Raw genomic sequence first — 14109 nt, forward strand, 5'->3', positions numbered from 1 at the left:
CATGGCGCCCCTGACGATTGCGATCGACAGTGCCGACGATCCTCGTATCGCCGAGTTTCGCGACATCCGCGAACGCGATCTGACCGGCCGGCATAGCCGCTTCATTGCCGAGGGTACCGTCGTCTTGCGCATGTTGGCCGAAGCCCATTTGGGCAACGGCGATTTTGCCGCCGAGAAGGTGCTGCTGCTTCGCAACCGCGTCGAGGGCGTTGCCGACATTCTGGCGCGGTTGCCGGCGGATGTTCCGGTTTACATCGCGGAAGCCGAGGTGCTCGACCGTATCGTCGGGTTCCATCTGCATCGTGGCGTGCTGGCGCTGGGGCGGCGGGAGCCGAAGGGGGGCGAACTGATCGATCGCCTGCCGGCGCGTTCGCTGGTTCTGGTCGGTTGCGGCATTTCCAACCATGACAATGCCGGCTCGATGTTTCGCAATGCGGCCGCCTTCAATGCCGATGCGATCTTTCTCGACGAGACCTCGTGCGACCCGCTCTATCGCAAGGCGATGCGCGTTTCGGTCGGTTCTGTGCTGAGCGTGCCTTACCAACGTGGCGGCGATGCGCTTGGTTTGCTGACAAAACTGGCAGAGCGCGATTTTGCGATCTGGTCGCTATCGCCACGCGGCGAGACCGACATTCGATCTATACCGCCATCCGATCGTATGGCGCTGGTCGTCGGCACGGAAGGCGAGGGGTTGCCGCAGGCGGTGCTCTCGCGGTTCGGCAGCGCGCGCATTCCGCAATCTGCGGGGCTGGATAGCCTTAACGTCGCGACGGCGGCGGGCATCGCGCTGTTTGCCATGTCCGCTGCAGCCCAACGCATCTGAGAGCTTACAACTGCACTCAGCCTGGCTGCGACAGGATCGTTGCGGCGCGCTGGGCGAGATCGATGCGCTCGCCGTCCTTGGCTTCGGTGCTGTCGGGCAGCAATGCGCGGATCGGCGATGCCTGGCCCTCGTTGATGGCGGTCAGGGCGACCATGTCGGCGGCGATGGTGGCGATCTCGGCGCGGATGGCACTGTCGCCAGAGGAATTCAGCCGGGCGCTGAGGATCTCCTCCGAGACGGCTGCACTGCGGGCGCGGACTTCTTCCGCCAGGCGCGCGGCAACGGCTGCGGTGTCGAGTTCGGACATCTGCGCATCCTCGGCTGCGGGCTTTTCTACTGCGGGTATCAGAGCGAGAGGGGCAAGGCCCGCTGCCCTCAAGGCACGATTTGCCTTGCGCAGGTCGGCATTGGCGGCTTTCACCTGTTCCTTGAGCTTGGTCACTTCCTGCTGCCGGCGGCCGAGAAGGGTCTCCTTGTCAGCAATGGAAGCCTTGTCACGCTGCGTCCGGTCCTCCAGGCGGATGACCATGTGTTCCTGTTGCGTCAGCTTCTGTTCGGCATCCTTGGCGCGTTTCTGCAGCAGGGTCACGTCCTGGCGAAGTTCGTCACGCTCGGTGCGCAGCGCGCTGGATTTGAAATTGAGGCTTTCGATCTCGGTCTCGCGCGCCGCCATGTCGATCTTGAGATTGTCGGTCTGCTCGACGATCTTGTTGAGGCGGATGCGCAGCGCATCGAGCTCGCCCTCCTTGGCGGAGCCAGCCTGCTCGGCAATGTGAAGGCTGGTCTTCAGCTGGCTGATATAGTTCTCGTCCTTGCGCAGACGGGAGCGAAGCTCGGCTGCCTCGACGCTCATGTCGGCGATCTGGGACTGGAGCGCGCTGATCTCGGATGCGAAGTGGCCGGCATCGCGGGCAATGGAATCATGCTTCAGCTGTAGCGACATGGACTTTTCGCGCTCGCGAATCAGGTCCTGCGTCGTGCGGGCGTTTTCAGCGGCATAAAGGGCGCGGACCATGTCCTTCTGGGCGCGCACTTCCTGCGGGCTGAGCGGCATGGTAGCGCGCATGCGGTTCTCGGTGTACCAGACGATACGGCGATGAACGGCGGGCGATACGAGGAAAACCAAGAACGCTGCGGCCAGGAAGCCCAATCCGAACAAGAGCGCATATTCGATCACGACGAGGCCACTGCTTCCAGAAGTTGATTTGCGTCAGGCCCAATGATTATGCGGAGCTGACGCTTAGGGCAAGTGGCGGAAAGGTAACGGCGCGACAGAGTTCGCCGTCACGCGCGATCAGAAGGGGTTCCAGGTCGGGCTTGGCGTTACCTTGATATAGCCGACATTGAGGCCGAGGCGGGCGCCGATGCCGGTGCGGATCGGTACGACGAGGACGTTGTTGTTCTTCAGGAGCGTCATGCCGAAGCCGGCAACGACGAAAGCCTGGCCGCTGACGCCGCCGAAGCGCGCGTAGATCGCGTCGGTGGACGGCAGGTCATAGACCAGCATCATCACCCGCGTGCCCTGGCCGCCGTAGTCGAGACCGAGCGAGGGCCCCTGCCAGTAAAGCGAATGCTCGCCGGCGTTCTTGGTGTTCAACTGGCCTTCGCCGTATGTCAGGCCGGCGATGAAGGCGCCGGAGCCTTCCTGGCCGAGGATATAGCCGTTGGGCAATCCGTATTTCTGGAACGCCGCTTCGACGACCTTGGCAAGGCCGCCGCTGGTGGAGCCGAAGAACGAGTGTCCGGCATCGACGATTTCCTGAACCGTGTACTGTCCGCTATCGGCTTGCTGCGCCGATGCCTGCGTGCTCGCGAGCATCAGGCATGACAGTGTCAGCACAGCGAGCGGCTGGCAAAAGGCCAGAAATCTTCCTAGGATTGAGGGGCGCATGGTGTCATCCGTTCATCATGGTCGATACTTGGAGCCGTTTCCGGCGTTTCTGTCATTTTGCGCGGATGGTCTTAACAATCGGTTTACCAAATATGGTGTCATTATGGCGCCGAGTACGCGCGCAAACTTCGTGCAATGATGAAGCAATATGTGTGGCGGAATGAATCACCGCCCTCTGGAGACAATGATGTCAAAGAATCCAAACCTTACACTCACCGGCCCCGACCTGGCCGCGCTTCTCTGCAGCCGTGTTTGCCATGACGTCATCTCGCCGGTCGGCGCGATCAACAACGGCCTTGAATTGCTGGATGAGGGCGGCGCCGATGCAGACGCCATGGATCTTATTCGCACAAGTGCCCTGAACGCCTCTGTTCGTCTCAAATTCGCACGCCTTGCCTTTGGCGCTTCAGGCTCCGTCGGCGCGTCGATCGATACCGGTGAAGCCGAGCGTGCCGCAAAGGACTTTGCTGCCGCCGAGAAGAAGACCGAAGTCATCTGGAACGGTCCACGGGTGATCATTCCGAAGAACCGCGTCAAACTGCTGCTCAACCTGTTTCTGGTTGCCTATTCTTCGATCCCGCGCGGCGGTCAGATCGATATCACGCTTGAGAACCCGGAACTCGACGCGAAATTCACGCTCGTCGCCAAAGGCAAGCTGATGCGCCTGCCGCCGAAGTTCGTGGAGATTTCGACGGGCGAGATAGAAGAAGCGATCGACGCGCACACGATCCAGCCCTACTACGCAGTCTTGCTTGCCGACGAGTGCGGCATGAAGCTCGGCCATAGTGCGTCGGCTGAAGAAATCGTCTTCACGGCAGAAGTGGTCGCCGCCTGACGTTTGATTTTGGGACAATAAATACTGACGTTTTGCGTGCATTGAAGTAATAATTCCTTAGCCTAATGTTTCTATCCTTGCGTTTTGAAGACGCCCGCCGGGACATAAGCTGGGCGATGGAGCAGCAATGCAGAGGTTCATGATCACGGATTCGTCGGACGTTGTCCGCAAGGTTGGAAAGCGTATTCTTTCCGAGCTTGATTTCATGGTCAGTGAAGCCGCGAGCGCCACTGAAGCTCTGTCTCATTGCCAGGCCGAGCTGCCTGACTATCTCATCGTCGATTCAGGCATGGATGGCGCGATCGATCTGATCGTTGCCGTTCGCGCCATGGAAGGCGGCAAAGAGGTGAAGATCTACTATTGCGTGATCGAAGCCGATCTGAAGAAGCTGATGATGGGCAAGCGGGCAGGGGCCACCGATTTCCTGCTGAAACCCTTCGATCGCAAGATCCTCACGGCTGTTTTCGGCAATCGCGCCATCGCCGCCTGACCCGTCAAAGCAAAATCCTGACTGCACCGGCCGCCTCTCACCAGGCGGCTTTTGTTTTGCCGATGGCTGGCCGCAGTTCGCAGCAAACAAAAAAATCCCGCCGGGAAGGCGGGATTTTGGTGACACCCGGTGTAGGGACCGAGGTCGATATCAGGCAGTTTCGGCGTATTCGGCGCCATCCGGTTCGCGCAGAACGTAGCCGCGGCCCCAGACGGTTTCGATGTAGTTTGCGCCGCCGGCGGCATTTGCGAGCTTCTTGCGCAGCTTGCAGATGAACACGTCGATGATCTTCAGCTCAGGCTCGTCCATGCCGCCGTAAAGGTGGTTCAGGAACATTTCCTTGGTCAGGGTGGTGCCCTTGCGGAGGGAAAGCAGCTCCAGCATCTGGTATTCCTTGCCCGTCAGGTGAACGCGCTGGCCACCAACTTCGACGGTCTTGGCGTCGAGGTTGACGATCAGTTCGCCGGTCGAGATGACCGACTGAGCGTGACCCTTGGAGCGGCGGACGATCGCATGGATGCGAGCGACCAGTTCGTCCTTGTGGAAAGGCTTGGTCATGTAGTCGTCGGCGCCGAAGCCGAGACCGCGAACCTTGTCCTCGATACCGGCCATGCCGGAAAGGATGAGGATCGGTGTTTTAACCTTGGACAGGCGGAGAGTGCGCAGCACTTCATATCCGGACATGTCTGGAAGGTTGAGATCAAGCAGGATGATATCATAATCATACAGCTTGCCGAGATCGACGCCTTCTTCACCTAGATCGGTGGTGTAGACGTTGAAACTTTCTGACTTGAGCATCAGTTCGATGCTCTGCGCTGTCGCGCTGTCATCTTCGATGAGTAGTACCCGCATTCTTATCCCCTTTACCGCCGCCGAAAGGTGGTCTGGCCCCTACGCGATACAGATATGTCACTGCGTGATTTGGAAGCTGCCACGAAATGGTTAACAAATTCTGATTCACTCTGGCAAGAGGTAATCAATTTATTAAATATTTTGTCCATTCCGCTGTTTTCCAACGAGAATCCGCAAAGCCTAATCCTTAACTGTTACATTAAGAAAGGCTGGCAAGCGATTCATTCGACTCACCAATGAAATGGACCGGAAATCGCGTAGTTGTGTTTACCGACCCTTAAATCATACGGACTATCATTAACGATGCCCGTAAACGAAAGGTTACCAGCGGTAGGTTTTTGTTAACGCCGACGGAAATTTTTTGGGCAAGCTGCATGAAAGCAGCGAGCAAGGGTCGGTTTCAAGTGAAGCCGGGGTCTCGCATCACTGGAGTAATGCGTATGAAGTCGCGTGAGAGCCTAGTTCGGCTGAAAGAGTTTCAGGTGAACGAAAAGCGTCGCCAGCTGCAACAATTGCAGATGATGATGTCTGAATTTGAGCGGATGACGAAGGATCTGGAGAGCCAGATCGTCGTCGAGGAAAAGAAGTCCGGTATTTCCGACCCGAATCACTTCGCCTATCCGACCTTCGCAAAGGCAGCACGCCAGCGCGCGGACAATCTTCAGGTTTCGATCAAGGAACTGAAGATGCAGGAAGAGGCCCTGGAGCAGACGCTCGAAGAGATGCAGGCCGAATATGCACGCGCTGCCGCGCTCGAAGAGCGCGACGGAGCGGTTCGGGCGCGAGCCTAAGCCAGGATGATGGATGCCTCAGGGCATCCGGGGTGTCATCTCATAAAAGCCATGCATGACGGGCGTGCTGTCCGTCATACATGGCTTTTGGCGTTTCTGATTTCCAGATCCGGGTTTCAGCCGTTGATGACGTCGTGCCATTCTTCGTGGCGCAGCGATTGCGCCTTGAAGAACGGGCAGAGCGGAAATATTTTCCAGCCGCCTTTTCTGGCCTCTTCGACGGCGTGCAGCGCCAGCGCCTGGCCGACACCCTTGCCGCGCAAGGCATCCGGAACGCCTGTGTGATCGATGATGATCAGCTTCGGCGATGTGCGGGAATAGGTCATCTCGGCCTGGTGGCCCTCCAGTTCGGCGACATAGCGACCGCCGGTTGGATTTTCTTCGTTGGTGATATTCATTGCGAGCTTCCTCTTGTCCCTGTCGGCAGGGAAAGTGGCACAGGCTTGCGGCTGCGCAAAGACAGGCAACGGAGACGCACTGTTCGCTGGAGCATGCCGTGGGAGAAAGCCGCGTCGGCTGTCACCGCTGATCGGCAATGGCGATCAATTCGCTTGCCTCGCTCGCGCAGCCTTGGTCCGGGTGGTCTTTTTGGACTTCGGCCGCGCTTGAGCAAAGGTTCGATAATTCGGCAAGAATAGATGCGCGATCGGATATCAATAGCTTCGGGCCGGCGTCACACCCTTCGGTGTACGCTCGGCCCGTGTAAAAACGCGATAATCTTCAAAAATTGATCAATGGCGATACTGCTGGATGCGCGTGGTGCGCAGGCCGGCAAGACCGTGGCTATTGATTGACGACTGCCAGGAGAGAAACTCCTCGACCGTCAGGGTGTAACGTTCGCAAGCTTCTTCCAAGCTTAACAGGCCACCGCGCACTGCTGCGACAACCTCTGCCTTACGACGGATAACCCAGCGCCTGGTATTCGGCGGCGGCAAATCCGCAATCGTCAGCGGGCTGCCATCGGGGCCGATGACATATTTCACTCGGGGACGTATCATTTCGGTCATTGGACTCTCTACACAACTCAAGACCACGAGAGCCACTCTAGCTTGTCACATTTAAAAATTGCCTAAGCCCGTCGTAAGACTTTGATAAGAATTTTAAACGCCGCCGGACCGCTGCTTCGGTCCGGACTTCACAAACAACTCCCCTTGCGTAAATTTGTGATCAGCGCATGGGAGCCATGCACAATGAATATTAGTTGTTTGATGGCCGTCAAACTATAGTCGATTCGAACATCAGCTTGCGTGCCGGGCCTCATCGGGGTTCTTCTTGGCGTATCGGTTAGAGTTGGAACTTTGGGCATCGTGTCACGTTGATGCGATCCGTTTTTCTCTTTCTATACTTTGATTATTGCCGGCAGGAGGGCTTTTGGGGGCGAAATCAGCCTGTAAAGGACGAAATTCATGCGGAATGAAGGACGCGCCGTGCACAACGGCGCGGCGGATATTGCTTTTTTGTCAACAGGGAAATCCAGCCCGCCTGTCGCCGATCCGGAGGAGCGCCTGGCTCGACTTGCGAAGGCTGCAGGCTTCAGCCACTACCTGCTCACCACCTTTCCCTGCGGGGATTGCAGCGGCTTCTCGGGCAACCTTCTGCTGAGCAATTGGCCAAAGGCCATGTCAGATGCCTATGATGACGATGACCTGTTCCACAATAGCGCACTGGTATCGGAGCTCAGAAAATCCAGCATGCCGGTGTTTTTCGGGGTAAACGCCTTTGAAAGCAGTGCGGCAAACCTGAAGAACGAGCGGATCACCGCGCTGTTTCACGGAAATGCACTGCGGCGGACGTTTGCCTTCGTGCTGCACGATGCCGATCGCCGCCCCTATATTCTGGCATTCTCCGGCACACGTGCGAACCTGTCACGCGATGAGGCGATGGCGCACGTCTTCGGGGCGATGGAATTCCTGGAGTTCTATGCCCGCTCACAGGTGACCGAGCAACCGCTCGAAAGTCTCAGCAGCCGCGAGATCGAATGCCTGCGCTGGTCGGCTGCCGGCAAGAGCAGCGACGAGATCGCCATTATCCTCGATCTGTCGCCGCATACCGTCGTCGGTTACCTGAAGAGCGCGATGCGCAAACTCGATTCGGTCAACCGCATGCAGGCGGTTGCTCGCGCATTCCGCTATCGGCTGCTCTGAGGCGCTATAGCATTACCGCGCATAACTCGGTCTTTGCCGATCCGAATTCATACTGCGCTGTTCCCGTGTGAAGCAGCGCCAGCCAGTCTCCTTCATTCAGAAAAGTGATCGTCGTCGCGGTTTCGCGGCTTGGCGATGCGGAAGCAGGGCCGCTGGTGGATGCCAGGATGGTCGTGCCGTTTGCCTCGATCGCTGCGCCATGTCCTGAAGAGGTGAGGGTGCTGGCACTGAGCGACAGCAGATAGAAGCCTGTCGCCGGAACGATCAGCCTGCTGCCGGCGCCCGAAGGCACGGCTGCACCTAAGCTGAAGCCACCCTGCCTTATCTGGAAATCATCAAAGCCGGTGCGGCTTGCAGCAGCCGGCGTCGCCGAGCTCGCCGCCAGTGATGCGCGTGCGATCGGACGGTTCGGGGTGCGCACGCTACCATCTGGGGCAACGCTCAATGCCGTCAGCCAGTTTTCGCCGTTGCCGCTGACCTTGATCGAGAACTCGTCGCTACCGGCAAGGCCCATTTCGGCGCGTCCCGACCAGGCGGTCTGGAAGAGCAGGGTGCCGGTGTCAGATGCTTCAGCCTTGTTGAGCTTCAGCTGATGGCCTTGCCCGGTATGGCTGAACAGGCTTGCCGGCGCGGCGACCGACAGGCGGTTGACCTCATCCGGTGTGGCATTGATGCCAAGCATCGGCAGCGAGCCATCGGCGCCAATCGCGATGTTCCTCCACGCTGCGCCGTCGAAAGCCTTGACCTGGCCGGTGTCTGCGAAGAACGCGCGCCAGCCGGGTTTCGGCGTCAGGTAAAGCCAGGCACTGTCCTGCCTGACGGCGATCTGGCCCGGCCTGCCGGTCCATTCACCAACGGCAGTGCTGGCGATGAGATAGCATGCACCTTCCACGGGCGTTTCCGCGGGCGTTTGGAGTTGCGCGGCGATGGTCAGCTGGACGATGGCGTCGAGGCGTTGCAGTGCTTCGTTGTGGGGCACATGTTTCTGCGCCTGCGATGGCAGAATGTAGGGCAAGGCGAGGTTGTTGGTCTGATCGGACACGATGCGGCTCCCGTGTTTGCGGCAGGTTTTCACTGCCGCAAATCCTAGATGCGTGTCGTGGAGCGGGGATCAAAAGCGTGTTGGCGCTCTGATTTCAAACGGTTTTTCCGATCAATGATGCCCGTCCGGTCAGGGCTGGGGCACGCCGCCCCAGGAAATGAAGTCCGGATTTGCAAAGTCGCTGTCGTGGGCCTGCCGCGTCTTGCCGTAGGTGAGCGGTCGTCCGTCGAGCGTCAGGGTCGAGCCGCCCGCCGCACGCAGAATGGCGTCGCCTGCCGCCGTGTCCCACTCCATGGTGCGGGTGAAGCGCGGATAGACATCGGCTTCGCCTTCGGCTAGCAGGCAGAATTTCAGCGATGAGCCGATGTTGGTGCATTCGGTGATCGCCTGCTCGGCCAGAAAGCGCGCTGTCCGTGGGCTGTCATGTGAGCGGCTGGCGAGCGCCGTGCGCTTTGCCTTGGCGAGGCGGACATTGATCGGACGCCGGCGCTCGATCTGAAAATCGCTATCGATGTACAGTTTTTCGGCGTTGCCGCGCTCGCCCGAAAAGGCGATGCCCAAAGCCGGCGCGAAGACGATGCCGGCGACCGGATGGCCGTCGGCGATATAAGCGATATTAACGGTGAATTCCGGTCGCCTGTCGATAAATTCGCGGGTGCCGTCGAGGGGATCGACCAGAAAGAAGGACGAGCCAATGGCGGGGACGATGCCGGCGGCGACCGATTCCTCTGCAATCACGGGGATGTCGGGAAACTCGCTGTGGAGATGCGCCAGGATGATCCGCTCGGCCTGTTCGTCGGCGACCGTCACAGGGCTGTTGTCGGCCTTGCAGGCAACCATGCAGCCCTTGATGTAGACCGCCATGATGGCCTTGCCGGCCTCCAGGGCAGCGCGTTCGAATGTCTGGAGCATCGCAGTCCGCTTCGATCCCTTTTCCATCAGCCCTCAGCTATATTCGCTTTCGCCGGCCATTGCACCGCCAGTCTTTGGAAGGAGCGAGATGAGCGGCGTTTTGTAGCGATGGCGTATCGTGAATGCATCAGCAGCGATCATCCAGTGATTTCGTCAGTTTTCGAATGGAGAGCTACCTTTGCGGTTAAAAGTGGCGTTATGGGCTATCTGGTGTTGAAAAAATCGACTTTTTGAGTTCCAAAAAGTCATTTTCACCAAAACGGCAAAGAACTTTGGAGCTTTGTAATTTTGCACTTCCCTTTTGCATTGAAAGCAGTATGAAATCTTGAAACAAGGGCTCAGTAAGGGCTCTAATAACAAGAGACGCAGGCCTTTCGGGGTTCTGTTTCCAGGGGAAAGACATATGGAATATTTTGTCCAGCAGCTCGTCAATGGGCTGACTCTTGGATCGATCTATGGCCTTGTGGCTATTGGCTATACGATGGTTTACGGCATTGTCGGCATGATCAATTTCGCCCATGGCGATATCTTCATGATCGGCGGTTTTGCTTCCCTTATCGTCTTTCTGGTCCTCACATCGATGTTTGCCGGCCTCCCGGTTGCGGTTCTGCTGCTGGCGATGCTGCTCGTTGCGATGCTGATGACGAGTTTGTGGAACTGGACGATCGAGCGTGTCGCCTATCGTCCGCTGCGCGGCTCTTTCCGCCTCGCGCCGCTGATCACCGCGATCGGTATGTCGATCACGCTGTCGAACTTCATCCAGGTCACGCAGGGACCGCGCAACAAGCCGATCCCGCCAATGATCAGCACGATCTACAATGTCGGCGGCATCACGATCTCGCTGAAGCAGATCGTCATCATGATCATCACCGCGGTTCTGCTGACGGTGTTCTGGTATCTCGTCAATCATACGGCCCTCGGGCGCGCCCAGCGTGCGACCGAGCAGGACCGGAAGATGGCGGCCCTGCTCGGCGTCAATGTGGATCAGACCATCTCGGTCACGTTCATCATGGGTGCGGCACTCGCGGCCGTCGCCGGCACGATGTATCTGATGTATTATGGCGTGGTGAACTTCAACGACGGTTTCGTGCCGGGCGTGAAGGCGTTTACGGCGGCCGTTCTCGGCGGCATCGGTTCGCTGCCGGGCGCTGTTCTCGGCGGCCTGATGATCGGCCTGATCGAATCCCTGTGGTCGGCCTATTTCACCATCGCATACAAGGACGTGGCGACCTTCGCCATCCTCGCTTTCGTGCTGATCTTCAAGCCGACAGGTATCCTGGGCCGGCCGGAAGTCGAGAAGGTTTAACGTCATGGCAAATGTTGAAAACACCCCTGGCAAGCCCGCTTCCGGACTTGTCCAGAAGGGTATTAAAGAAGCTCTGTTCGCCGCCATCATCTCATTCGGCATGTTCGTGCTCTATGTCGGCCTGAAGACCGACCAGAACATCAGCAACGAACTTGTAATCGTGCAGCGCTGGGGCCTGCTGGCCATCTTCGTTGCGATTGCAGCGGTCGGGCGGTTTGCGATCGTGGTCTTCCTGCGTCCGCATCTGGATGCACGCAAGCTGGCGAAAGCCCGCAGCGGCGAGTTGGAGATCTCGACCGACAAGGGCTTCTTCCACACGCATTTCCTGAAAATTGCGCTTGTCGCGCTGCTGCTCTACCCCGTCGTCATCGTGGCGCTGGTCGGTGCGCAGGGCTCGCTGAAGTGGGTCGATAACTTCGGGATCCAGATCCTGATCTACGTGATGCTGGCCTGGGGCCTGAACATCGTCGTCGGTCTCGCCGGTCTGCTCGATCTCGGTTACGTCGCCTTCTACGCGGTCGGTGCCTATTCCTACGCGCTGCTGTCGAGCTATTTCGGCCTGTCCTTCTGGCTGCTGCTGCCGCTTTCCGGTGTTTTCGCAGCGCTCTGGGGCATCATTCTCGGCTTTCCGGTGCTGCGCCTGCGCGGCGACTATCTGGCGATCGTGACGCTGGCGTTCGGCGAAATCATCCGCCTCGTCATAATCAACTGGACGGCGCTGACCAAGGGGACGTTCGGTATCGCCAGCATTCCGAAGGCAACGCTGTTCGGCATTCCCTTCGATGCCAGCCCGCATGGCTTTGCCAAGCTGTTCCATCTGCCGATTTCGTCCGCCTACTACAAGATCTTCCTGTTCTATCTGATCCTGGCTCTGTGCATGCTGACGGCCTACGTCACCATCCGCCTGCGCCGCATGCCGATCGGCCGTGCCTGGGAAGCGCTGCGCGAAGACGAAATCGCCTGCCGTTCGCTCGGCATCAACACGGTGACGACCAAGCTCACGGCTTTTGCCACGGGTGCGATGTTCGGCGGTTTTGCCGGTTCGTTCTTCGCCGCCCGCCAGGGTTTCGTATCACCGGAATCCTTCGTCTTCCTCGAATCGGCCGTCATTCTTGCCATCGTCGTTCTCGGCGGCATGGGCTCGCTCACCGGTATCGCCATCGCTGCGATCGTGATGATCGGCGGTACGGAATTGCTGCGCGAGATGGATTTCCTGAAGGCGATCTTCGGGCCAGATTTCACGCCGGAACTCTACCGCATGCTGCTCTTCGGTCTGGCGATGGTCGTCGTCATGCTGATCAAGCCGCGCGGCTTCGTAGGGTCGCGTGAACCGACGGCCTTCCTGAAAGAACGAAAGTCTGTTTCCGGAAGCTTCACCAAGGAGGGCCACGGTTGATGAGCCCCCAGGAAACCAACATGACCAGCGATACCCTGCTCAAGGTCGAGCATCTGTCGATGAAGTTCGGCGGTCTGATGGCCATCAACGACTTCTCGTTCGAAGCCAAGCGCGGCGACATCACCGCGCTGATCGGACCGAACGGTGCCGGCAAGACCACCGTGTTCAACTGCATCACCGGCTTCTACAAGCCGACGATGGGCATGATCACCATGCAGCAGAAGAGCGGCAAGGAATTTCTGCTCGAGCGTCTGCCGGACTTCCGGATCACCAAGGAAGCCAAGGTCGCCCGTACCTTCCAGAACATCCGGCTGTTTTCCGGCCTCACGGTTCTCGAAAACCTGCTGGTGGCCCAGCACAACAAGCTGATGCGGGCGTCCGGCTACACCATTCTCGGCCTGCTTGGCATCGGTCGCTACGCTGCGGAAGCGAAGAACTCGATCGAACTTGCCCGCCATTGGCTGGAGAAGGCAGATCTGATCGATCGCGCCGACGATCCTGCCGGCGATCTGCCTTACGGTGCCCAGCGTCGTCTGGAAATTGCGCGAGCGATGTGCACCGAGCCGGAGCTTCTGTGCCTCGACGAGCCGGCCGCCGGTCTCAACCCGCGTGAATCGGCTGTGCTGAACGCGCTGCTGCGCGACATCCGGGCCGATAGCGGCACGTCCATCCTTTTGATCGAACACGACATGTCGGTGGTGATGGAAATTTCCGACCACGTAGTCGTGCTCGAATACGGCCAGAAGATTTCCGATGGCACGCCTGACCATGTGAAAAACGATCCGAGGGTCATCGCGGCCTATCTCGGTGTCGAGGATGAGGAAGTTGAAGACGTGATTGCAGCCGTCGAGAGCCTCGAAGGAGGCGCAAACTGATGACCGGTCAGCCACTTCTCAAAGTCCAGGGTGTTGAAACCTATTACGGCAATATCCGCGCGCTCGCCGGCATCGACGTCGAAGTCAACCAGGGCGAAATCGTCAGCCTGATCGGCGCCAACGGCGCCGGCAAGTCGACGCTGATGATGACGATCTGCGGCAGCCCGCAGGCGCGTACCGGCTCGATCATTTTCGAAGGCCGCGACATCACCAAGATGCCGACACACGAAATCGCCCGCCTGCGCATCGCGCAGTCGCCCGAGGGGCGTCGCATTTTCCCGCGCATGAGCGTGATGGAAAACCTGCAGATGGGTGCCGGTCTCGATAACCTGAAATACTTCAAGGAAGACGTCGAGAAGATCTTCGTGATGTTCCCGCGTCTGAAGGAGCGCCAGACACAGCGCGGCGGTACGCTTTCGGGCGGCGAGCAGCAGATGCTGTCGATCGGCCGCGCGCTGATGGCACGCCCGAAGCTGCTGCTTCTGGACGAACCGTCGCTCGGCCTCGCACCTCTGATCGTCAAGGGCATCTTCGAGGCGATCAAGACGCTCAACAAGGAAGACGGACTGACCGTGTTCCTGGTCGAGCAGAACGCCTTTGCGGCACTGAAGCTGTCGGACCGCGCTTACGTGATGGTCAACGGCAAGGTGACGATGAGCGGTTCGGGCAGGGAACTGCTGGCAAATCCCGAGGTACGCGCCGCCTATCTCGAAGGCGGACGGCATTGAGCATGACGAAGGGGAGACTTTGAT

16 protein-coding genes are annotated in these 14109 nt (G+C 58.8%); 9 read left to right on the top strand and 7 right to left on the bottom strand.

What is annotated here, in order from left to right; translation table 11 throughout:
- Position 1: 1 nt before the first annotated feature.
- Positions 2-823 carry an RNA methyltransferase gene (locus tag GVL52_RS19920; protein ID WP_160010348.1) on the top strand — a complete coding sequence of 274 codons (822 nt, stop codon included), beginning with the start codon at positions 2-4 and terminating at the stop codon, positions 821-823.
- Between the two features lie 16 nt (positions 824-839).
- Here the strand turns inward: GVL52_RS19920 and GVL52_RS19925 are convergent, their stop codons facing one another.
- Positions 840-2000, bottom strand: a complete 1161-nt coding sequence (locus tag GVL52_RS19925; protein ID WP_160010350.1) for a hypothetical protein — start codon at positions 1998-2000, stop codon at positions 840-842.
- 117 nt (positions 2001-2117) lie between these two features.
- Positions 2118-2714: a DUF1134 domain-containing protein gene (locus tag GVL52_RS19930; RefSeq protein ID WP_160010353.1), complete on the bottom strand. Its 597-nt coding sequence runs from the start codon at positions 2712-2714 to the stop codon at positions 2118-2120.
- 184 nt (positions 2715-2898) lie between these two features.
- On the opposite strand from GVL52_RS19930, the gene chpT reads away from it, so the two are divergent.
- Both chpT and GVL52_RS19940 read left to right on the top strand, forming a co-directional pair.
- Positions 2899-3549: a histidine phosphotransferase ChpT gene (chpT, locus tag GVL52_RS19935; protein WP_200847861.1), complete on the top strand. Its 651-nt coding sequence runs from the start codon at positions 2899-2901 to the stop codon at positions 3547-3549.
- Between the two features lie 127 nt (positions 3550-3676).
- On the top strand, positions 3677-4039 hold the full coding sequence (locus GVL52_RS19940) for a response regulator (RefSeq protein ID WP_160010357.1): 363 nt from the start codon (positions 3677-3679) through the stop codon (positions 4037-4039).
- 150 nt (positions 4040-4189) lie between these two features.
- Here GVL52_RS19940 and ctrA read toward each other — a convergent pair whose 3' ends face one another.
- Complete coding sequence (gene ctrA / locus GVL52_RS19945) at positions 4190-4891, bottom strand: response regulator transcription factor CtrA (protein WP_025424706.1); 702 nt, start codon at positions 4889-4891, stop codon at positions 4190-4192.
- Positions 4892-5331: 440 nt separating this feature from the next.
- On the opposite strand from ctrA, the gene GVL52_RS19950 reads away from it, so the two are divergent.
- A complete protein-coding gene (locus tag GVL52_RS19950) occupies positions 5332-5682 on the top strand; it encodes a flagellar export protein FliJ (protein ID WP_160010359.1) in 351 nt (116 codons plus the stop codon).
- A gap of 116 nt (positions 5683-5798) precedes the next feature.
- Here GVL52_RS19950 and GVL52_RS19955 read toward each other — a convergent pair whose 3' ends face one another.
- Positions 5799-6080, bottom strand: coding sequence for a GNAT family N-acetyltransferase (locus GVL52_RS19955; RefSeq protein ID WP_160010361.1), 282 nt, complete (start codon positions 6078-6080; stop codon positions 5799-5801).
- A 333-nt stretch (positions 6081-6413) separates the two neighbouring features.
- Positions 6414-6689, bottom strand: coding sequence for a DUF1153 domain-containing protein (locus GVL52_RS19960; RefSeq protein WP_007533628.1), 276 nt, complete (start codon positions 6687-6689; stop codon positions 6414-6416).
- A 399-nt stretch (positions 6690-7088) separates the two neighbouring features.
- Here GVL52_RS19960 and GVL52_RS19965 point away from each other — a divergent pair, with 399 nt between their 5' ends.
- Positions 7089-7826 carry a LuxR C-terminal-related transcriptional regulator gene (locus GVL52_RS19965; RefSeq protein WP_160010363.1) on the top strand — a complete coding sequence of 246 codons (738 nt, stop codon included), beginning with the start codon at positions 7089-7091 and terminating at the stop codon, positions 7824-7826.
- Positions 7827-7830: 4 nt separating this feature from the next.
- Here the strand turns inward: GVL52_RS19965 and GVL52_RS19970 are convergent, their stop codons facing one another.
- The gene (locus GVL52_RS19970; RefSeq protein ID WP_160010365.1) at positions 7831-8868 is read right to left on the bottom strand and encodes a DUF2793 domain-containing protein; all 1038 of its coding nucleotides are present in this window, start codon (positions 8866-8868) and stop codon (positions 7831-7833) included.
- Positions 8869-8997: 129 nt separating this feature from the next.
- The gene (gene cysQ, locus GVL52_RS19975; RefSeq protein WP_160010447.1) at positions 8998-9780 is read right to left on the bottom strand and encodes a 3'(2'),5'-bisphosphate nucleotidase CysQ; all 783 of its coding nucleotides are present in this window, start codon (positions 9778-9780) and stop codon (positions 8998-9000) included.
- 403 nt (positions 9781-10183) lie between these two features.
- On the opposite strand from cysQ, the gene GVL52_RS19980 reads away from it, so the two are divergent.
- From GVL52_RS19980 to GVL52_RS19995, 4 genes are read left to right on the top strand one after another with little or no spacing between them, the layout of a single operon-like run.
- Positions 10184-11086: a branched-chain amino acid ABC transporter permease gene (locus GVL52_RS19980; protein ID WP_160010367.1), complete on the top strand. Its 903-nt coding sequence runs from the start codon at positions 10184-10186 to the stop codon at positions 11084-11086.
- A 4-nt stretch (positions 11087-11090) separates the two neighbouring features.
- Positions 11091-12482 carry a high-affinity branched-chain amino acid ABC transporter permease LivM gene (livM, locus tag GVL52_RS19985; protein WP_160010369.1) on the top strand — a complete coding sequence of 464 codons (1392 nt, stop codon included), beginning with the start codon at positions 11091-11093 and terminating at the stop codon, positions 12480-12482.
- A 20-nt stretch (positions 12483-12502) separates the two neighbouring features.
- On the top strand, positions 12503-13357 hold the full coding sequence (locus GVL52_RS19990; RefSeq protein WP_244619237.1) for an ABC transporter ATP-binding protein: 855 nt from the start codon (positions 12503-12505) through the stop codon (positions 13355-13357).
- A complete protein-coding gene (locus GVL52_RS19995; protein ID WP_160010373.1) occupies positions 13357-14085 on the top strand; it encodes an ABC transporter ATP-binding protein in 729 nt (242 codons plus the stop codon). The genes GVL52_RS19990 and GVL52_RS19995 overlap by 1 nt, the downstream gene beginning before the upstream one ends.
- The last annotated feature ends 24 nt before the right edge of the window (positions 14086-14109 follow it).

The organism is Rhizobium sp. 18055 (genome assembly GCF_902706285.1).
Taxonomy (GTDB): Bacteria; Pseudomonadota; Alphaproteobacteria; order Rhizobiales; family Rhizobiaceae; genus Rhizobium.